This window comes from Pseudomonas sp. GW821-FHT04C07 (assembly GCF_059420325.1).
In genome coordinates this window covers 120,820-139,806 of record NZ_JBWKTM010000017.1, presented here as the reverse complement: position 1 = coordinate 139,806, position 18,987 = coordinate 120,820, and the positions used below count along the sequence as shown (strand labels likewise).

Annotated in this window: 17 protein-coding genes; 10 read left to right on the top strand and 7 right to left on the bottom strand. The window is 59.5% G+C overall.

From position 1 onward, the window contains the following. Positions 1-537: 537 nt before the first annotated feature. Positions 538-909 carry a DUF6124 family protein gene (locus tag AC07UI_RS26200; RefSeq protein WP_494995214.1) on the top strand — a complete coding sequence of 124 codons (372 nt, stop codon included), beginning with the start codon at positions 538-540 and terminating at the stop codon, positions 907-909. Between the two features lie 115 nt (positions 910-1,024). Here the strand turns inward: AC07UI_RS26200 and AC07UI_RS26195 are convergent, their stop codons facing one another. Then, the gene (locus AC07UI_RS26195; protein ID WP_494995213.1) at positions 1,025-1,741 is read right to left on the bottom strand and encodes an SIMPL domain-containing protein; all 717 of its coding nucleotides are present in this window, start codon (positions 1,739-1,741) and stop codon (positions 1,025-1,027) included. A 321-nt stretch (positions 1,742-2,062) separates the two neighbouring features. On the opposite strand from AC07UI_RS26195, the gene AC07UI_RS26190 reads away from it, so the two are divergent. The 9 genes from AC07UI_RS26190 to AC07UI_RS26150 all read left to right on the top strand — a co-directional run bounded on the left by AC07UI_RS26190 (position 2,063) and on the right by AC07UI_RS26150 (position 13,618). After that, entirely contained in the window at positions 2,063-3,325 is a 1,263-nt protein-coding gene (locus AC07UI_RS26190) for an ATP-binding protein (protein ID WP_494995212.1), read from the top strand. Then, positions 3,318-3,878 carry a response regulator transcription factor gene (locus AC07UI_RS26185; protein WP_494995211.1) on the top strand — a complete coding sequence of 187 codons (561 nt, stop codon included), beginning with the start codon at positions 3,318-3,320 and terminating at the stop codon, positions 3,876-3,878. The genes AC07UI_RS26190 and AC07UI_RS26185 overlap by 8 nt, the downstream gene beginning before the upstream one ends. Positions 3,879-3,974: 96 nt before the next feature. Further along, complete coding sequence (locus AC07UI_RS26180) at positions 3,975-5,702, top strand: ABC transporter ATP-binding protein/permease (RefSeq protein WP_494995210.1); 1,728 nt, start codon at positions 3,975-3,977, stop codon at positions 5,700-5,702. Between the two features lie 70 nt (positions 5,703-5,772). Further along, on the top strand, positions 5,773-6,522 hold the full coding sequence (locus AC07UI_RS26175) for a FadR/GntR family transcriptional regulator (RefSeq protein ID WP_494995209.1): 750 nt from the start codon (positions 5,773-5,775) through the stop codon (positions 6,520-6,522). 521 nt (positions 6,523-7,043) lie between these two features. Beyond that, the gene (kdgD, locus tag AC07UI_RS26170; RefSeq protein WP_494995208.1) at positions 7,044-7,955 is read left to right on the top strand and encodes a 5-dehydro-4-deoxyglucarate dehydratase; all 912 of its coding nucleotides are present in this window, start codon (positions 7,044-7,046) and stop codon (positions 7,953-7,955) included. Positions 7,956-8,008: 53 nt separating this feature from the next. Continuing rightward, positions 8,009-9,454, top strand: a complete 1,446-nt coding sequence (locus AC07UI_RS26165; RefSeq protein WP_494995207.1) for an aldehyde dehydrogenase family protein — start codon at positions 8,009-8,011, stop codon at positions 9,452-9,454. A 177-nt stretch (positions 9,455-9,631) separates the two neighbouring features. Beyond that, the gene (locus tag AC07UI_RS26160) at positions 9,632-10,996 is read left to right on the top strand and encodes an MFS transporter (protein ID WP_494995206.1); all 1,365 of its coding nucleotides are present in this window, start codon (positions 9,632-9,634) and stop codon (positions 10,994-10,996) included. Positions 10,997-11,007: 11 nt separating this feature from the next. After that, complete coding sequence (gene garD, locus AC07UI_RS26155) at positions 11,008-12,561, top strand: galactarate dehydratase (protein ID WP_494995205.1); 1,554 nt, start codon at positions 11,008-11,010, stop codon at positions 12,559-12,561. 115 nt (positions 12,562-12,676) lie between these two features. Next, a complete protein-coding gene (locus AC07UI_RS26150; RefSeq protein WP_494995204.1) occupies positions 12,677-13,618 on the top strand; it encodes an AEC family transporter in 942 nt (313 codons plus the stop codon). Between the two features lie 71 nt (positions 13,619-13,689). Here the strand turns inward: AC07UI_RS26150 and AC07UI_RS26145 are convergent, their stop codons facing one another. The 6 genes from AC07UI_RS26145 to gatC all read right to left on the bottom strand — a co-directional run bounded on the left by AC07UI_RS26145 (position 13,690) and on the right by gatC (position 18,926). Next, positions 13,690-14,085: a carboxymuconolactone decarboxylase family protein gene (locus AC07UI_RS26145; RefSeq protein ID WP_494995203.1), complete on the bottom strand. Its 396-nt coding sequence runs from the start codon at positions 14,083-14,085 to the stop codon at positions 13,690-13,692. Further along, the gene (locus AC07UI_RS26140) at positions 14,082-15,149 is read right to left on the bottom strand and encodes a calcium/sodium antiporter (RefSeq protein WP_494995202.1); all 1,068 of its coding nucleotides are present in this window, start codon (positions 15,147-15,149) and stop codon (positions 14,082-14,084) included. Before AC07UI_RS26140 ends, AC07UI_RS26145 begins: the two co-directional genes overlap by 4 nt. A 50-nt stretch (positions 15,150-15,199) precedes the next feature. Continuing rightward, positions 15,200-15,571, bottom strand: a complete 372-nt coding sequence (locus AC07UI_RS26135) for a septal ring lytic transglycosylase RlpA family protein (protein ID WP_494995201.1) — start codon at positions 15,569-15,571, stop codon at positions 15,200-15,202. 143 nt (positions 15,572-15,714) lie between these two features. Then, complete coding sequence (gene gatB, locus AC07UI_RS26130; protein ID WP_494995200.1) at positions 15,715-17,160, bottom strand: Asp-tRNA(Asn)/Glu-tRNA(Gln) amidotransferase subunit GatB; 1,446 nt, start codon at positions 17,158-17,160, stop codon at positions 15,715-15,717. A 10-nt stretch (positions 17,161-17,170) separates the two neighbouring features. Then, positions 17,171-18,622: an Asp-tRNA(Asn)/Glu-tRNA(Gln) amidotransferase subunit GatA gene (gene gatA / locus AC07UI_RS26125; RefSeq protein WP_494995199.1), complete on the bottom strand. Its 1,452-nt coding sequence runs from the start codon at positions 18,620-18,622 to the stop codon at positions 17,171-17,173. 16 nt (positions 18,623-18,638) lie between these two features. Next, positions 18,639-18,926, bottom strand: coding sequence for an Asp-tRNA(Asn)/Glu-tRNA(Gln) amidotransferase subunit GatC (gene gatC / locus AC07UI_RS26120; RefSeq protein WP_003197816.1), 288 nt, complete (start codon positions 18,924-18,926; stop codon positions 18,639-18,641). Between the last annotated feature and the right edge of the window lie 61 nt (positions 18,927-18,987).

Sequence of the window (18,987 nt, the reverse complement as noted above, 5' to 3'; positions counted from 1 at the left end):
TCTGTCGCCAATAGCCATGGAGCAAAAAGCGGCATAAACACCGTAATCGGTGTCCGGGATTACTTGACCAGTTCAGCCTTGCTCCTACAGGTCTGAGTCGGTCGCACGTTGCGTGATCGGAAAAAACTGTAGGAGCGAGGCTTGCCCGCGATGATGGCGGCCTGACAGCCGGCCTGTTTGTGGGGTGTACTCGCTTTCCCTACAGAAAGCGCTGTCGGCCGAGTCTGCGGGGGAGAATTTTCCGACGAGTTTTGGCGGTTGCGTTGGGTTTGGGGCAGCGCATAACCTTTGGCTGTCGCTGCGTATCAGCGATCAGGTGTGGAAACCTGGAACCTTTAGTAGCCGCATAGCCTCACCATCGTAAACGTTACCGATGTCTTCTTTCGTCTGCAAACTGCGTTACGGCGGCTGTGCGTGGGCAGATTTCGGTCTGGCCGGGTGCCTACTAACCGGTTTTCCACCCCGCGTACAGCTACCACCTATTTGCCGTGTGGAAACGGTAAATGATGGCTCCCATTTGCAAGTAGGAGCTTATGCATGGACAAGATCGTCCCAGACCCACCCTTCAATATAACCACGCCAATCCCGGATGTTCTGAGCGCCGAAGACCTGCTCAAGGCCCGAGCCGCTGCGGATCGGGCCCTTGATCATTACCTGGCGCCATCACTTGATAAATCCCCTGGCACGCGGTCGGTCAATATCTTCATCGTAGCCCCCGACCTCGACACCGAATTGCTGCTGGCCAGTGCCTCCGAGACTCTCGCAAGCGCCAATGCCATCGCCTGCGACCTGGCCTTCGATCTCGAAGACTCGCGACGCAGTGTGGTGTTGGGGATTTATCAGATGATCGAGTTGAGCAAGCTGTTGGTGGATAAGGCGCTGGATCAGGCCTACCGGGTCAATCCGTAGCGAGAGGGATGATCGTTCCCACGCTCTGCGTGGGAATGCAGCCCGTGACGCTCCGCGTCACAAGAGCAGACGCAGAGCGTCCAGTGAGGCATTCCCACGCAGAGCGTGGGAACGATTAAGGCATCAACACTTCAATCGAACCATCGGCCGTCATGCTGACCTGGCTGGTGCCGGGTTCGACTTCCGGGGTCACCGGCGCTGAATCCATGCTGGCGGCTTTCATCATCATCGGTGCGCGCATGTAGGGGCGCGGGTAACCGTTGCTGTTGAGGTTCAGGTTGACGATTTTGTAACCCTTGCCGCCCAGTGCCTCGGTGGCCAGTTGTGCGCGGGCCTTGAAGGCGCCGACAGCCTCTTTGAGCAAGGCGTCTTCGCTGGCCTTGCGGGTCGGGTTGGCAATGGCGAAATCCATGCCGCCCATTTTCAGGTCCGTCAGCAGTTCGCCGGTCAGCCTGGACAGCGCGGCGAAGTCCGGGCTTTCCAGGCGCAGTTCGGCACGTTCGCGCCAGCCGGTGATTTTCTGGCCTTTGGTGTCGTAGATCGGGTAACTGTTGCGGCTGCCCTGACGCAAGGTGATGTCCTTGACCTGACGAGCCTGGCCCAGCGCCTTGTTGATGGTGGTGCTGATGTCGGCGGCGAGTTTGGCCGGGTCGGTATTCTGCTGTTCGCTGTAGAGGGTCACGATCATCAGGTCGCGGGCGACTTCCTGGCTGACTTCGGCGCGCAGGGAAATCTGGTTGTAATGAAGCTCATCGGCGGCCAGGGCCGGCAGGCTGGCGAGGGCGCCAGTGCTTAGGGCAAGTAGGGCAGCGCTGCGGCTGAATGTATGCATGGAAACTCCTTGAGTGCAATCCGCAGGGGCTATGGTCCGAGCCTGCGTGAAACCATCAGACTGTAGCTTCTATTCTCCGGTTCACCTGGTTACAACTTCTATACATCTAAGGCTGATGACGACCGCTTCGCGGTCGATCGCAGGCAAGCCTCGCTCCTACATATTGCGCGGTCCCTGCAGGAGCGAGGCTTGCCTGCGAGGCGCCCTGACAGCCGCCGAAGATCCCGACTGGACTGTGGCCGTTTGCCGCAGTTTGCCTGTGGGAGGCGCGGCTTGGTTATACTCATCGCGATCCGCCTGGAGCGCTCATCAGGAGAGCTCATGCTCGCCCCCGTTCAATTGCTTTCCGCCACTCGCCAGAACCTTTGGCGTCTGACTTTTATCCGCACGCTGGTACTGGCCGCCCAAGCCGGTTCGGTGGGGCTCGCCTACTGGTTCGATTTGCTGCCGTTGCCCTGGCTGCAATTGGCGGTGACCCTCGGTTTTTCCATGGTGCTGTGCGCTTTCACCGCCATTCGCCTGCGCACATCGTGGCCGGTGACTGAGCTGGAATACGCCCTTCAACTGGCCTGCGACCTGTTTATCCACAGTGCCTTGCTGTACTTCTCTGGCGGCTCGACCAACCCTTTCGTTTCCTATTACCTGGTGCCGCTGACCATCGCCGCAGTGACCTTGCCTTGGCGTTATTCGGTGGTTCTCTCCGGCATCGCCTTGGCGATGTACACCTTGCTGCTGGCGCAGTTCTACCCGTTGGATACCTTCCCGATCGCCCGGGAGAAGATGCAGATCTACGGCATGTGGTTGAGCTTTGCCCTGGCAGCGGCGGTGATTACGTTCTTCGCGGCGAGGATGGCCGAGGAACTGCGTCGTCAGGAAGAGTTGCGGGCGATCCGCCGCGAAGAAGGCCTGCGCGATCAACAACTGCTGGCCGTGGCCACGCAAGCCGCCGGTGCCGCCCATGAATTGGGCACGCCGCTGGCGACCATGAGCGTGCTGCTCAAGGAAATGCGTCAGGACCACCACGACCCGTTGCTGCAGGATGATTTGAGCGTGCTCCAGGACCAGGTAAAGCTGTGCAAAGAGACCTTGCAGCAATTGGTCCGCGCCGCTGAAGCCAATCGCCGTTTGGCGGTGGACATGCAAGACGTCACCGACTGGCTCGACGAAGCGCTGAACCGCTGGCACCTGATGCGTCCGGAGGCCAGTTACCGCCTCCAGCGTCTGGGCCAGGGCCCGGTGCCGCGATTGGCGCCGCCGCCGGACCTGACCCAGGCGTTGCTCAATCTGCTGAACAATGCCGCCGATGCCTGCCCCGAAGGCCTGGAAGTGCATCTGGATTGGGACGCCGAAAACCTCACCATCAGTATTCGCGACCACGGCGCCGGTGTGCCGCTGGCGATTGCCGAGCAAATCGGCAAGCCATTTTTTACCACCAAGGGCAAAGGTTTCGGCCTGGGCCTGTTTTTGAGCAAGGCCAGCGTGACACGCGCCGGCGGCTCAGTGAAACTCTATAGTCATGAGGAAGGCGGTACGCTCACCGAGCTGCGCCTGCCCCGTGTCGCCCGAGGAGACGAACATGAGTGACGAGATCCAAGTCGAAGGCGAAGAACTGCCGCATTTATTGCTGGTAGACGATGACGCTACCTTCACCCGCGTCATGGCGCGCGCCATGAACCGCCGCGGTTTTCGCGTGAGCACCGCAGGTTCTGCCGAAGAGGGGCTGACCATCGCCCAGCAGGACATTCCGGACTACGCCGCACTGGATCTGAAAATGGACGGCGACTCGGGATTGGTGCTGCTGCCCAAGCTGCTCGAGCTCGACCCGGAAATGCGCGTGTTGATCCTGACGGGCTATTCGAGCATCGCCACGGCGGTCGAGGCCATCAAGCGCGGCGCCTGCAATTATCTGTGCAAACCGGCGGATGCCGATGACGTGCTGGCAGCTCTGCTTTCCGAGCATGCCGACCTCGACACCCTGGTGCCGGAAAACCCGATGTCGGTGGACCGTCTGCAATGGGAGCACATCCAGCGCGTGCTGACCGAGCACGAAGGCAACATCTCCGCCACTGCCCGCGCCCTGGGCATGCACCGTCGTACCCTGCAGCGCAAACTGCAGAAACGTCCCGTTCGCCGCTGAACGGGCGCTGAACGAATATCTCCAGACTCGCGATAACCCGGGCTGATCATCTATGATCGGCTCGACGCGTGTTCTTTTCCCTATAGAGCCTGAACAATGAATCAGAACGCTGAATATTCTGCGGTCAACGACGCTGTGAGTGGGCAATTCCTGCGGCGGGTCTGGCGCATGACTACGCCGTACTGGCGCAGTGAGGAGAAGGGTAAGGCATGGACGCTGTTAATAGCCGTGATCGCGCTGTCATTGTTCAGCGTGGCGATCTCGGTGTGGATCAACAGTTGGTACAAAGACTTCTATAACGCGCTGCAAAAGAAGGACGATGCGGCGTTCTGGCAGTTGATTCTGTATTTCTGCGGGATTGCCGCAGTGGCGATCCTCGGGGCGGTGTATCGGTTGTACCTGACGCAGATGCTGACCATCCGCTGGCGGGCCTGGCTGACCGAGCATCATTTTGCCCGCTGGCTTGGAAGCAAGAACTACTACCAGTTGGAGCAGGGCGGTTATACCGATAACCCGGACCAACGGATTTCCGAAGACCTCAACAGCTTCACCTCCAACACCTTGAGCCTTGGGTTGGGGTTGATCCGCACCGTGGTCAGTCTGGTCTCGTTCTCGATCATTCTCTGGGGCGTGTCGGGTAGTATCGAAGTCTTCGGCTACACCATTCCCGGTTACATGTTCTGGTGCGCGCTGGTGTATGCGGTAGTCGGCAGTTGGCTGACTCATTTGATCGGCCGGCGCCTGATCAGCTTGAACAACCAGCAACAACGCTTTGAAGCTGACCTGCGTTTTTCCCTGGTCCGGGTCCGTGAAAATGCCGAGAGCATTGCGCTGTATAACGGCGAACCCAACGAGAACAAACGGCTGAGTACCCGCTTTGGCATGGTCTGGCAGAACTTCTGGGAGATCATGAGGGTGTCAAAACGCCTGACATTCTTCACAGCCGGTTATGGTCAGATTGCTATTATCTTCCCGTTCATTGTCGCGGCACCGCGTTACTTTACCGGCAAGATCGAGCTCGGCGAGCTGATGCAAATCAACTCGGCGTTCGGCAACGTTCAGGAGAACTTCAGCTGGTTCATCACCGCGTACTCCGAGCTCGCAGCGTGGCGCGCTACCTGTGACCGGTTGCTGAGCTTTCACCAGGCCATGAGCGAAAACGAAGAGCGGCCGCCGGCGATCGATGTGCAAAGCCAGGGCGATGAGCTGAAAGTGCACAACCTGGGGCTGGACCTGGCCGACGGCCGTCATTTGCTGGCCGGCGCCAACATGAGTGTTGCGGCGGGTGAGCGACTGATGCTCAGCGGCCGTTCCGGTAGCGGCAAAAGTACCTTGCTGCGGGCCATGGGTCACCTCTGGCCCAGCGGCCACGGCAATATCCGCTTGCCGGCCCAGCGCTATCTATTCCTGCCGCAAAAGCCTTATTTGCCGATTGGAAGCCTGCGCGACGCCCTGAGTTATCCACAGCCGGGTGACGTTTATCCTCACGAGCGTTATGTGCAAGTGCTGGAAACCTGCCGTTTACCGCACCTGATCCCGCGTCTGGATGAGAGCAATCACTGGCAGCGCATGTTGTCGCCGGGCGAACAGCAACGCTTGGCCTTTGCCCGCGCGCTGCTCTATGCCCCGCATTGGCTGTACATGGATGAAGCCACCTCGGCGATGGACGAAGAAGACGAAGCGGCGCTTTATCAAGCCTTGATTCATCAGTTGCCGGGCTTGAGTATCGTCAGCGTCGGGCATCGCAGCAGTCTCAAGCGTTTCCACCCACGGCATGTGCGCATCGAGGGTGGTCACTTGGTCGAGCAAGCGGTGACGGCGTAGTCAACAGTGATCGTACAACCCGGTTGAGCTATGATACGGGTTCAGCCGTTTGCCGAGAAAGATGTTCACCATGGAAAACCAGATCGAGGCGCCACGCCTTCCGCGCAAACGTCGCAGCCTTGCGCAAGAGTTGGTGACGGTGTTGTCCGAGCAGATCCGCGACGGTCAGCTGCAGCGCGGTGACAAGCTGCCCACCGAGTCGGCGATCATGGAGGCTCATGGCGTCAGCCGCACCGTGGTGCGCGAAGCGATTTCGCGCTTGCAGGCCGCAGGGCAGGTCGAGACTCGCCACGGTATCGGCACCTTTGTGCTGGACACACCGAGCCCGAGCGGTTTTCGTATCGATCCGGCGACCGTGGTGACCTTGCGTGATGTGTTGGCGATTCTTGAGCTGCGTATCAGTCTGGAAGTGGAGTCTGCCGGCCTCGCGGCGCAACGTCGTAGCGCCGAGCAGTTAGCGGCGATGCGCGCAGCACTGGATGCGCTGAACGAAAGTGCCGCCCGTGCCGGTGATGCGGTAGCGTCGGATTTCCAGTTTCATCTGCAGATCGCACTGGCCACCGGCAACCGTTACTTCACTGACATCATGACCCACCTGGGCACCAGCATCATTCCTCGCACCCGGCTCAACTCCGCGCGTCTGGCCCATGATGACCAGCAGCACTACATGAGCCGTTTGAGTCGTGAACACGAAGAAATTTATGAAGCGATTGCTCGCCAGGACTCGGACGCAGCCCGTGCGGCCATGCGTTTGCACCTGACCAATAGCCGCGAACGTCTGCGCCACGCCCATGAAGAGGCGCAGGCGCAGCGGGGGTAGATGGGGGAGTACAATTTCTGGTTTGAACAATGACCTGTGGCGAGTGGGCAAGCCCTAATGCCGTTCAGTTAAGCGAGCGCAGCTTTTTGTAGGAGCCGAGCTTGCTCGCGATGGACGTTAACGATAACGCGTATTTTCTGAATAAACGTGCCGCCCTTGAGTCCATCGCGAGCAAGCTCGCTCCTACAATAGGGACCTATATTTCCTTAACTGAACGGCATTAGGGCAAGCCTACTCGCCACAGGTGCAGTGCAAGGCTTGAAACTCAGCCGGTCTTTAGAATCGAACGATCCACTCTCATCGCCAGTTGCCCTCCAACTGGCTTGGCCTTGAACCCCCCCTTGTCATTCTATGTCGCCCTTGGCAATCGGCACGCCATTGGAAAGCAGTTCCTGCCCAGATCTCAGCATCGACGATGAATTGCAGTTGACGATTATAATTTAAGTTGTACGATGACGTACGACATCAGCCAAGACTGACGTACCTCTTCATCACAACGTGCTTCCCAGGGTGTTCGAATAATGAATCCACAAGAACTGAAGTCCATCCTCTCTTCCGGTCTGCTGTCTTTTCCGGTGACCGATTTCAATGCCCAGGGCGACTTCCATCGCGCTGGCTACATCAAGCGTCTCGAGTGGCTGGCCCCGTATGGCGCCTCGGCCTTGTTCGCGGCGGGTGGCACCGGTGAGTTCTTCTCCCTGGCGGCCAGCGAGTATTCGCAAGTCATCAAGACGGCCGTCGACACCTGCGCCGCCAGTGTGCCGATCCTTGCCGGTGTCGGCGGCTCTACCCGCCAGGCCATCGAATACGCTCAAGAAGCCGAGCGCCTGGGCGCCAAAGGTTTGTTGCTGTTGCCGCATTACCTGACTGAAGCCAGCCAGGACGGCGTCGCCGCCCACGTTGAGGCGGTGTGCAAATCGGTAAAAATCGGCGTGATTGTCTATAACCGCAATGTCTGCCGTCTGACCGCGCCGTTGCTGGAACGTCTGGCTGAACGCTGCCCGAATCTGATCGGCTACAAGGATGGCGTGGGTGATATCGAGTTGATGGTGTCGATCCGTCGTCGCCTCGGTGATCGCTTCAGCTACCTTGGTGGCTTACCGACCGCAGAGGTCTACGCCGCGGCTTACAAGGCGTTGGGCGTACCGGTTTACTCCTCGGCGGTGTTCAACTTCATTCCGAAAACCGCGATGGATTTCTATCACGCCATCGCCCGTGAAGATCACGCCACCGTCGGCAAAATCATCGATGACTTCTTCCTGCCGTACCTGGATATCCGCAACCGCAAGGCCGGGTACGCGGTGAGCATCGTCAAGGCCGGAGCAAAAATTGCCGGCTATGACGCAGGCCCTGTGCGCACTCCGCTGACTGATCTGCTGCCAGAAGAATACGAAGCACTGGCTGCGCTGATCGACAAGCAAGGTCCGCAGTAAGAATTTTCCTGGGCCGCCGAGCAATCAGCGGCCATCGTGCAAGGAGATTGCTCGTGTCAGATACAAAACGATTCGATAACTACATCGGCGGCCAATGGGTCGCTGGTACCGACTACTCGACCAATATCAATCCATCCGAGTTGTCCGATGTCATTGGCGAATACGCCAAGGCCGACCTGGCTCAGGTACACGCCGCCATCGACGCTGCCCGTGCCGCGTTCCCGGCCTGGTCGACGTCCGGTATTCAGGCGCGCAGTGATGCGCTGGATAAAGTCGGCAGCGAGATCCTCGCCCGTCGCGAAGAACTCGGCACGCTGCTCGCTCGGGAAGAGGGCAAAACGTTGCCCGAGGCTATTGGCGAAGTGTCCCGCGCCGGCAACATCTTCAAGTTCTTCGCCGGTGAATGCCTGCGCTTGTCGGGCGATTACCTGCCGTCGGTGCGTCCGGGCGTCAACGTTGAAGTCACCCGCGAAGCCCTGGGTGTGGTCGGTCTGATCACGCCGTGGAACTTCCCGATTGCCATTCCAGCCTGGAAGATCGCCCCGGCGTTGGCCTACGGTAATTGCGTGGTGCTCAAACCGGCCGACCTGGTGCCGGGTTGCGCTTGGGCGTTGGCGGAAATCATCTCCCGCGCAGGCTTCCCCGCTGGCGTGTTCAACCTGGTGATGGGCAGCGGCCGAGTGATCGGTGACGCTATGGTCAACAGCCCGAAAGTCGACGGCATCAGCTTCACTGGCTCGGTCGGCGTGGGTCGGCAGATCGCGGTCAGCTGTGTATCGCGCCAGGCTAAAGTGCAACTGGAAATGGGCGGCAAGAACCCGCAGATCATTCTCGACGATGCCGACCTCAAGCAAGCGGTCGAGCTGGCGGTACAGAGCGCGTTCTACTCCACCGGGCAGCGTTGCACCGCCTCGAGCCGTTTTATCGTCACCGCAGGGATTCACGATACATTCGTCGAAGCCATGGCCGAGCGTATGCGCTCGATCAAGGTCGGCCATGCGTTGAAGTCCGGAACCGATATCGGTCCGGTGGTCTCTCAAGCGCAGCTTGAACAGGATCTGAAGTACATCGACATCGGCCAGTCCGAAGGTGCGCGACTGGTCAGTGGCGGTGGCCTGGTGACCTGCGATACCGAAGGCTACTTCCTCGCACCGACGCTGTTTGCCGACAGCTCGGCCCAGATGCGCATCAGCCGTGAAGAGATCTTCGGACCGGTGGCCAATATCGTTCGTGTAGCGGATTACGAGGCAGCGCTGGCCATGGCCAACGACACCGAATTCGGTCTGTCGGCGGGCATCGCCACTACCTCGCTGAAGTACGCCAACCACTTCAAGCGCCACTCCCAGGCCGGGATGGTGATGGTCAATTTGCCGACCGCCGGCGTTGATTACCATGTGCCGTTTGGTGGTCGAAAAGGTTCATCCTATGGTTCTCGCGAGCAAGGTCGCTATGCGCAGGAGTTCTACACCGTTGTAAAAACCAGCTACGTCGGTTCGTAACACGCACCACCCTGTAGGAGCAGCCGGTCGACGCTCGATTGCTCGCGATGCACTCGAAATTACCGCGGTATTCCTGATGCCCCGCGTTATCGTTGACGACCATCGCGAGCAAGCTCGCTCCTACAGAAATCAAAAATCATTACCCGCAAAAAAAATAATTAGTGGGAGTACATCTACATGCAAGCGACCAAGCCGACGCATGTCCGCTATTTGATTTTGCTCATGCTGTTTCTGGTGACCACAATCAACTACGCCGACCGCGCAACCATCGCCATCGCAGGCTCCAGTCTGCAAAAAGACCTTGGCATCGACGCCGTCACCCTCGGCTATATCTTCTCCGCATTTGGCTGGGCCTACGTGGCCGGGCAAATCCCCGGCGGCTGGCTGCTCGACCGTTTCGGTTCGAAAAAAGTCTATGCCCTAAGCATTTTCACCTGGTCGCTGTTCACCGTGCTGCAAGGCTATGTGGGTGAGATCGGTGTATCCACCGCCATCGTCGCATTGTTCATGCTGCGCTTTCTGGTGGGCCTGGCCGAAGCGCCATCCTTCCCCGGTAATGCGCGCATCGTTGCGGCCTGGTTTCCGACTGCAGAGCGCGGAACGGCGTCGGCGATCTTCAACTCGGCGCAATACTTTGCCACGGTGATCTTCGCCCCGCTGATGGGCTGGATCGTCTACCGCTTCGGCTGGCAGCATGTGTTCGTGGTAATGGGCGCAATCGGCATTGTGTTCTCGCTGGTCTGGCTGAAAATTATCCACAGCCCGCGCCAGCATCCGATGATCAACGACGCCGAGTTCAAACACATCGCCGATAACGGCGGCCTGGTCGACATGGATCAGGACAAAGGCAAGGGCAAGCGCACCGACGGTCCGAAATGGGACTACGTACGTCAGTTGCTGAGCAACCGGATGATGCTCGGCGTGTACCTGGGCCAATACTGCATCAACGGTATCACCTACTTCTTCCTGACCTGGTTCCCGGTGTACCTGGTTCAGGAGCGCGGCATGACCATTTTGAAGGCGGGTTTCATCGCTTCTTTGCCGGCCATCTGCGGTTTTATCGGCGGCGTATTGGGCGGGATTATTTCCGACTACCTACTGCGCAAAGGTCATTCCCTGACCTTCGCCCGCAAGGCACCGATTATTGGCGGTTTGCTGTTATCCACCAGCATCGTGGCCTGCAACTACGTCGATATCGAGTGGATGGTGGTGGGTTTCATGGCCCTGGCGTTCTTCGGTAAAGGTGTTGGCGCGCTCGGTTGGGCGGTGGTGTCCGATACCTCGCCGAAACAGATCGCCGGCCTCAGTGGTGGCCTGTTCAACATGTTCGGCAACATCGCTTCGATTACCACGCCGATCGTGATCGGCTACATCATCAGCTCTACCGGTTCATTCAAATGGGCGCTGGTGTTTGTCGGTTGCAATGCGCTGGTGGCGGTCTTCAGTTATCTGGTGATCGTCGGCCCGATCAAACGCGTGGTGCTCAAGGAGCCGCCGAGTGCCGGCCCGGAACTTAATAAATTTTCTCAAGCTCATTCCTGAGGAGCGGCGTCATGCAGTTGATTGAACATTCCGACTCGCCGCGCTACATCCGTCTGCACGAGCTGGATAATGTAGTGATCGTGGTCAACGACCAGGGTGTGCCGGCCGGTACCGAGTTCCCGGACGGCCTGGTGACTGTGGATTTCGTCCCGCAAAGCCACAAGGTGACGCTGGAAGATATTCCCGAAGGCGGCCAGGTGATTCGTTACGGTCAGACCATCGGTTACGCCTTGCAGCCGATCCCGCGTGGCAGCTGGGTCAAGGAAGATCAACTGCGCATGCCCACCGCGCCGCCGCTGGACAGTTTGCCGCTGTCCACCGAGGTACCGGCTGCACAAGCACCACTGCAAGGCTTCACGTTCGAGGGGTATCGCAATGCCGACGGCACTGTTGGCACGCGCAATATTCTGGGTATCACCACCACCGTGCAGTGTGTGACCGGTGTGCTGAATCATGCGGTCAAGCGTATACGCGACGAGCTGCTGCCCAAGTACCCGCATGTCGATGATGTGGTGGCGCTGACCCACAGCTATGGCTGCGGTGTGGCGATTACCGCCACCGATGCCTACATCCCGATCCGCACCGTGCGCAATCTGGCGCGCAACCCGAATCTGGGCGGCGAAGCGCTGGTCATCAGTCTGGGTTGCGAGAAGTTGCAGGCCGGCCAGGTGATGCATGAGAACGACAGCTCGGTGGACCTCAGTGAGCCGTGGTTGTATCGCTTGCAGGACTCCAGCCACGGTTTCACCGAGATGATCGAACAGATCATGGCGCTGGCCGAAACCCGTTTGAAGAAACTCGACCAGCGCCGTCGCGAAACCGTGCCGGCGTCCGAATTGATTCTCGGCATGCAGTGCGGCGGCAGTGATGCGTTTTCCGGGATCACCGCCAACCCGGCGCTCGGTTATGCCTCGGACTTGCTGTTAAGAGCAGGTGCGACGGTGATGTTTTCCGAAGTGACCGAAGTGCGCGATGCCATCTACTTGCTGACCTCGCGCGCCGAAACCGAGGAGGTGGCGCAGGAGTTGGTGCGCGAGATGGACTGGTACGACCGTTACCTGGCCAAGGGTGAAGCGGATCGCAGCGCCAATACCACGCCGGGCAACAAGAAGGGCGGGTTGTCGAATATCGTCGAGAAGTCGTTGGGCTCCATCGTCAAATCCGGCAGCAGCGCGATTAACGGCGTGCTTGGTCCGGGCGAACGCTTCAAGCGTAAAGGCCTGATCTTCTGCGCGACGCCGGCGAGTGATTTTGTCTGTGGCACCCTGCAACTGGCGGCCGGGATGAACCTGCATGTGTTCACTACCGGGCGGGGTACGCCTTATGGCCTGGCTATGGCACCGGTGGTGAAGGTCTCGACCCGTACCGAACTGGCCCAGCGCTGGCCGGACCTGATCGACATCGATGCCGGGCGCATTGCCACCGGCCGCGCCAGCATCGAAGAGCTGGGGTGGGAGCTGTTCCACTTCTACCTGGACGTCGCCAGCGGCAAGAAACAGACCTGGGCCGAGAAGCACAAATTGCACAACGACATCACGCTGTTCAATCCGGCGCCGATTACCTGACCTTATGATTATTCCCACGCTCGCGCGTGGGAACGATCCTGGATTGCGATGCGGCTTATCTGTCGCTGCTGGCTTATCATTAGCCCCCTAATGACAGGCACAAGGTTCACCAGGCATGCTGGCAATCTTTCTCGAAACACTGAATATCACCGCGCCAGTGTTTGCCATGTTGTTTTTGGGTGTGTTGCTCAAACGCATCGGCTGGATCGACGACAACTTTATCCACACCGCGTCGGCACTGGTGTTCAACGTCACCATGCCGGCGTTGTTGTTTCTCGGCATCCTGCATGCCGATCTGCATTCGGCGTTGCAGCCATCATTGCTGATCTATTTCGCCATCGCCACGTTGGTCGGTTTTGCCATTGCCTGGGGTTGGGCGATCTGGCGCTGCCCGCAGGAAGACCGTGGGATCTACGCCCAGGGCGCGTTTCGTGGCAACAACGGTGTTATTGGTCTGGCCTTGGCAGCGAGTATGTATGGCAGCTACGGGATTTCTCTCGGGGCGATTCTCGCGGGGCTGGTGATTGTGTTCTACAACACCCTCTCGACCATTGTGCTGGCGGTCTACAGTCCGGTCATCAAGTCTGATCCATGGAGCGTCTGCAAAAGCGTGTTCAGCAACCCGCTGATCATCAGCGTGTTTTCCGCGGCGCCGTTCGCCTATTTCCGGATAGGCCTGCCCAACTGGCTGGAAACCTCCGGCGGGTATCTGGCGCAGACGACTTTGCCACTGGCACTGATTTGCATCGGTGGCACGCTGTCGCTGGCGGCGTTGCGCAAAAGTGGTGAGCTGGCGTTGAGCGCAAGCCTGGTGAAGATGATTGGTTTGCCGGTGCTGGCTACATCTGGGGCCTGGCTCTGCGGCTTTCGCGGGGCGGAGTTGGGGATTCTGTTTCTGTACTTCGGCAGCCCGACTGCCGCCGCCAGTTTCGTCATGGCCCGACAGGCCAACGGCAATCACGAATTGGCGGCCGCCATCATCGTGATCACCACGTTGATGGCGGCAGTGACCACCAATATCGGGATATTTCTGTTGCAGTGGGGTGGGTGGATCTAGGCCTTGGATCTTCATAGCTCTTTAGATCCAATCGCGGGCAAGTCGGATCTGCCACCGAAAATCCCGGCTAATTACTCGGCCTGCTGATACTCATCAATCACTTCCTGCGCCGCACGAAACGCATCGATTGCGGCCGGCACACCGGCATACACCGCACAGTGCAGCAGCGCTTCGCGAATTTCTTCTACGGTGCAGCCGTTGTTCAGTGCGCCGCGTACGTGGCCTTTGAGTTCCTGCGGGCATTTGAGCGCGGTGAGGGCGGCGAGGGTAATCAGGCTGCGGGTTTTCAGCGGTAAACCTTCGCGGTTCCAGACACTGCCCCAGGCATGTTCATTGACGAAGTCCTGCAACGGTTGGGTGAACTCGGTGGCATTGCCCAGCGCGCGGTCGACGAAGGCGTCGCCCATCACCTGGCGACGTATTTCGACACCTGCTGCTTTTGAAGGCGTAGGCTTGTTGTCGGTCATAGCGATTCCCTCTTGTGTTGGCGGCGCCTGGCGCTCAGTGACGTGAACAGCAGAAATGCCACCAGCGCCGGCAGGACGAAAAACAGCATCAAGTGTTCCAGCTTGCCGGCCAGCGGCATGCCAGTGGTGAACGACACCACGTGTAGTCCGTAAGCCAGATACAAGCTCAGAAACAGCACACCCTCGGCGCGGGTAATCCGGTAGCCCGAATAGAACACCGGCAAGCACAGCACGGCGACCCCGAGCATTACCGGCAGGTCGAAATCCAGCGCATTGGGCGACACAGATAAAGGTGTTGGCGCCACCAGCGCGGTGACGCCCAACACCCCCAGCAGGTTGAACAGGTTGCTGCCGATCACATTGCCCACGGCGATATCGCGTTGACCGCGTAAGGCGGCGATCAGTGAGGTGGCAAGCTCCGGCAGCGAGGTGCTGACTGCAATGATGGTCAGCCCGATGATTCGCTCCGATAACCCAAGCTCGGTAGCGACCTTGACTGCCGCATCGAGCAGCAGATGGCCGGCGTACGCCAGCAGGGCCAACCCGCCCAGCATCATCACCAGGCTGCTGAACCAGGGGGCGCGAATCCTGGACGTTCCATTGTCGTGGTTGTGTTGAGGGCGAGCAGCACGCCGCGACTGGCGCAGCAACAGCCCGAGATACAGAACCAGTGCCATCAGCAGCACCGCCCCATCCAGTGGTGTCAGCTCTTCGTTGTGGGCCAGTACGAATACCAGCAGGCTGGCGCCGATCATCAACGGAATGTCCAGCCGCACCAGTTGCCGGGAAACCCGCAGTGGAATGATCAGTGCCGAGAGGCCAAGGGTGACCAGGACGTTGAAGATGTTGCTGCCGATAACGCTGCCGACGGCGATGTCGGTGTTTTCCGATAAGGTTGCTTGCAGGCTCACGGCCATCTGTGGGGCACTGCTGCCGAAGGCGACGATGGTCAGGCCGATGATCAGTGGGCGGACTTTCAGCCGGGTCGCCAGGCGTACGGCGGCGCGGACCAGCAGTTCGGCGCCGGCGATCAACAGTACCAGACCACAGAGCAACTGGATCACTTTGAGCAGCGGTAAATCGGCTAATCCGAATATGGTCAGGGCTCCGCGGCTCAGTTGTTCAAGGCTTGCACGCGAACCCGCGTGGTGCCACTGCGCAGCATCCCCAATTGTGCGGCAGCATCACGTGACAAGTCGATCAAACGGCCGCGCACATGCGGCCCGCGGTCGTTGATGCGTACCACCACGGTCTTGTCGTTGTTCAGATTGGTGACTTTCACTCGTGTGCCGAACGGCAGTTGGCGATGAGCGGCGGTCAGGGCGTGCTGGTTGAAGGGTTCGCCACTGGCGGTACGTTTGCCATGATGCTTGGCACCGTAATAGGACGCGCCGCCCGTTTCGTCATAACCGCGTGGATCGATGTCATGGCTGGCACAACCGGCCAGCAGAGAGAGCAGGGCGCAAGCGCTAAACAGACGCTTCATAGGGGACTCCCGAAGTTGATCGTTCGCCGATCGTTCCCACGCTTCTGCGTGGGAATGCCTCACTGGACGCTCCGCGTCCGCTGTTGTGACGCAGAGCGTCACGGGCTGCATTCCCACGCAGAGCGTGGGAACGATCACTGTGGTCAGCCTTCGAGCTTGCTTTTCAGCAGTTCGTTGACTTGTTGCGGGTTGGCCTTGCCTTTCGATGCTTTCATCGCCTGACCGACGAAGAAGCCGAACATCTTGCCGCGTTTGGCTTCATCAGCCGCGCGGTATTGTTCGACCTGTTCGGCGTTGGCCGCGAGCATCTCGTCGAGCACTTTGGAGATTTCGCCGGTGTCGGTTACTTGCTTCAGACCACGCTTGTCGATGATCTCGTCAGCGCTGCCTTCGCCGTTGGCCATGCCTTCAAAGACCATCTTGGCGATCTTGCCGGAGATGGTGTTGTCCTTGATGCGCAGCAACATACCACCCAACTGCTCGGCTGAAACCGGCGCTTCGTCGATTTCCAGACCTTGTTTGTTCAACAGGCTGCCCAGCTCGACCATGACCCAGTTGGCCGCCAGCTTGGCGTCGCCGCCGATGCTCACGACTTTCTCGAAGTAATCCGCTTGCTCACGGCTCGAAGCCAGCACGCTGGCGTCGTAGACCGACAGCCCGAACTGCTCCTGGAAGCGCTCGCGTTTCTGCGGTGGCAATTCCGGCAAGGTGGCGCGGATGTCGGTGAGGAACGAGTCCTCGATGACCACCGGCAACAGGTCCGGATCGGGGAAGTAACGGTAGTCGTTGGCTTCCTCTTTGCTGCGCATGGCGCGGGTTTCGTCTTTGTTCGGATCGTACAGGCGGGTCTGCTGAATGACCTTGCCGCCATCTTCGATCAACTCGATCTGGCGACGCACTTCGGTGTTGATCGCCTTCTCGATGAAGCGGAACGAGTTGACGTTCTTGATCTCGCAGCGCGTGCCGAATTCAACCTGGCCTTTGGGGCGGACCGACACGTTGCAGTCGCAACGCAGCGAGCCTTCGGCCATGTTGCCGTCGCAGATGCCCAGGTAACGCACCAGTGCGTGGATTGCCTTGACGTAAGCCACGGCTTCCTTGGCGCTACGCATGTCCGGCTCGGAGACGATCTCCAGCAGCGGCGTGCCAGCGCGGTTCAGGTCGATGCCGGTGGCGCCGCTGAACTCTTCATGCAGGCTCTTGCCGGCGTCTTCTTCCAAATGCGCGCGGGTGATGCCGACGCGTTTGACCGTGCCGTCTTCCAGCGGGATGTCCAAATGGCCTTTGCCGACGATCGGCAACTCCATCTGGCTGATCTGGTAGCCCTTGGGCAAATCCGGGTAGAAGTAGTTTTTGCGGGCGAACACGTTGTGCTGGCCGATGTGTGCATCGATCGCCAGGCCGAACATCACCGCCATGCGCACCGCTTCCTGGTTCAGCACCGGCAAGACGCCGGGCATGCCCAGGTCTACCAGGCTGGCCTGGGTATTCGGCTCGGAGCCAAACGTGGTGGCGCTACCGGAGAAAATCTTCGATTGGGTGGCGAGCTGGGTATGAATCTCCAGCCCGATCACGACTTCCCATTGCATGTGTTTCTCCTCAGAAGCCTGTCGGGGTGCGGGTGTGCCAGTCAGTGTTGAGCTGATACTGGTGGGCGACGTTCAACAGACGGCCTTCCTGGAAGTACGGGGCGAGCAATTGCACGCCGACCGGCAGACCATCGACGAAACCGGCTGGCATGGACAAGCCCGGCAGGCCCGCAAGGTTGGCGGTGATGGTGTAGACGTCTTCCAGGTACGCAGCGACCGGGTCGCTGTTCTTGGCGCCGAGTTTCCAGGCCGGGTTCGGCGTGGTTGGGCCGAGGATGATATCGACCTCATTAAAGGCAGCCATGAAGTCGTTCTTGATCAGGCGACGAATCTTTTGCGCCTTCAGGTAGTAGGCGTCGTAGTAACCGGCCGACAGCGCGTAGGCGCCGACCATGATCCGGCGCTGCACTTCCGGGCCGAAACCTTCACCGCGCGAACGTTTATAAAGGTCGGTCAGGTCTTTCGGGTCTTCGCAGCGATAGCCGAAACGCACACCGTCAAAACGCGACAGGTTGGAGGACGCCTCTGCTGGAGCGATCACGTAGTACGCAGGGATCGCGTGCTGCATGTTCGGCAGGCTGATTTCCTTGACCAGCGCGCCGAGCTTTTCCAGCTCCTTGACGCTGTTGTGGATCAGCTCGGCGATGCGTGGATCGAGACCGGCGCTGAAGTACTCCTTCGGTACGCCGATGCGCAGGCCCTTGAGCGAACCGTTGAGGCTGGCGCTGTAATCCGGCACGGGCTCGTCGATGCTGGTTGAGTCCTGCGGATCGAAACCGGCCATGCCTTGCAGCAGGATCGCGCAGTCTTCAGCGGTACGCGCCAACGGACCGCCCTGATCGAGGCTGGAGGCGTAAGCGATCATGCCCCAGCGCGAAACACGACCGTAGGTCGGTTTCAGGCCGGTGAGGTTGGTCAGTGCTGCCGGCTGTCGGATCGAGCCACCGGTGTCAGTGCCGGTCGCCGCAGGCAACAGACGAGCGGCAACCGCCGCCGCTGAACCGCCGGACGAACCGCCTGGAACGTGTTCCAGGTTCCACGGGTTTTTCACTGCGCCGTAGTAGCTCGATTCGTTGGCCGAGCCCATGGCGAATTCGTCCATGTTGGTCTTGCCCAGCGTGACGGCGCCGGCGGCAGCCAGTTTGGCGACCACGGTGGCGTCATACGGCGCCTTGAAGTTGTCGAGCATCTTCGAGCCGCAGCTGGTGCGAATGCCCTGGGTGCAGAACAGGTCTTTGTGAGCGATCGGCGCGCCGAGCAGGGCACCGCTCTCACCGTTGGCCCGGCGTGCGTCAGCGGCTTTCGCCTGCTGGAGCGCCAGGTCCTCGGTGAGGCTGATGAAGCTGTTGAGCTGCGGGTCGAGCCGGGCGATACGCGCCAGCAGAACCTTGGTCAGCTCTTCGGAGGAAAACTTTTTGTCGGCGAGTCCGCGGGCGATCTCGGCCAGAGTCAATTGATGCATTGCAGGCTCTTTCCCTTTAGTCGATGACTTTCGGAACCAGATACAGGCCGTTTTCGACCGCTGGTGCGATGGACTGATAGGCCTCGCGATGATTGGACTCAGTCACGACGTCTGCGCGCAGGCGTTGGCTGGCTTCCAGTGGGTGGGCCAGAGGCTCGATACCGTCGGTATTCACAGCCTGCATTTCATCGACCAGGCCGAGAATACTGTTCAGGGCGGAAGTAATATGTGGAAGATCGGCTTCATTGAGGCCAAGACAGGCCAGATGAGCGATTTTTTCCACGTCGGAGCGTTCAAGCGCCATGGGATTCTCCAGTGGAAAACAGAACGGATGCTATCCGTGTGTTAGATTGTCGGAACACTAC

What these genes read in the sequence shown, in the direction of transcription:
- kdgD (WP_494995208.1), top strand. Translation starts at nt 7,044, where the DNA reads ATGAATCCACAAGAACTGAAGTCCATCCTCTCTTCCGGTCTGCTGTCT.
- AC07UI_RS26145 (WP_494995203.1), bottom strand. Translation starts at nt 14,085, where the DNA reads ATGACCGACAACAAGCCTACGCCTTCAAAAGCAGCAGGTGTCGAAATA.
- gatB (WP_494995200.1), bottom strand. Translation starts at nt 17,160, where the DNA reads ATGCAATGGGAAGTCGTGATCGGGCTGGAGATTCATACCCAGCTCGCC.
- AC07UI_RS26195 (WP_494995213.1), bottom strand. Translation starts at nt 1,741, where the DNA reads ATGCATACATTCAGCCGCAGCGCTGCCCTACTTGCCCTAAGCACTGGC.
- AC07UI_RS26200 (WP_494995214.1), top strand. Translation starts at nt 538, where the DNA reads ATGGACAAGATCGTCCCAGACCCACCCTTCAATATAACCACGCCAATC.
- AC07UI_RS26190 (WP_494995212.1), top strand. Translation starts at nt 2,063, where the DNA reads ATGCTCGCCCCCGTTCAATTGCTTTCCGCCACTCGCCAGAACCTTTGG.
- AC07UI_RS26160 (WP_494995206.1), top strand. Translation starts at nt 9,632, where the DNA reads ATGCAAGCGACCAAGCCGACGCATGTCCGCTATTTGATTTTGCTCATG.
- AC07UI_RS26175 (WP_494995209.1), top strand. Translation starts at nt 5,773, where the DNA reads ATGGAAAACCAGATCGAGGCGCCACGCCTTCCGCGCAAACGTCGCAGC.
- gatC (WP_003197816.1), bottom strand. Translation starts at nt 18,926, where the DNA reads ATGGCGCTTGAACGCTCCGACGTGGAAAAAATCGCTCATCTGGCCTGT.
- gatA (WP_494995199.1), bottom strand. Translation starts at nt 18,622, where the DNA reads ATGCATCAATTGACTCTGGCCGAGATCGCCCGCGGACTCGCCGACAAA.
- AC07UI_RS26185 (WP_494995211.1), top strand. Translation starts at nt 3,318, where the DNA reads ATGAGTGACGAGATCCAAGTCGAAGGCGAAGAACTGCCGCATTTATTG.
- AC07UI_RS26135 (WP_494995201.1), bottom strand. Translation starts at nt 15,571, where the DNA reads ATGAAGCGTCTGTTTAGCGCTTGCGCCCTGCTCTCTCTGCTGGCCGGT.
- AC07UI_RS26150 (WP_494995204.1), top strand. Translation starts at nt 12,677, where the DNA reads ATGCTGGCAATCTTTCTCGAAACACTGAATATCACCGCGCCAGTGTTT.
- AC07UI_RS26180 (WP_494995210.1), top strand. Translation starts at nt 3,975, where the DNA reads ATGAATCAGAACGCTGAATATTCTGCGGTCAACGACGCTGTGAGTGGG.
- garD (WP_494995205.1), top strand. Translation starts at nt 11,008, where the DNA reads ATGCAGTTGATTGAACATTCCGACTCGCCGCGCTACATCCGTCTGCAC.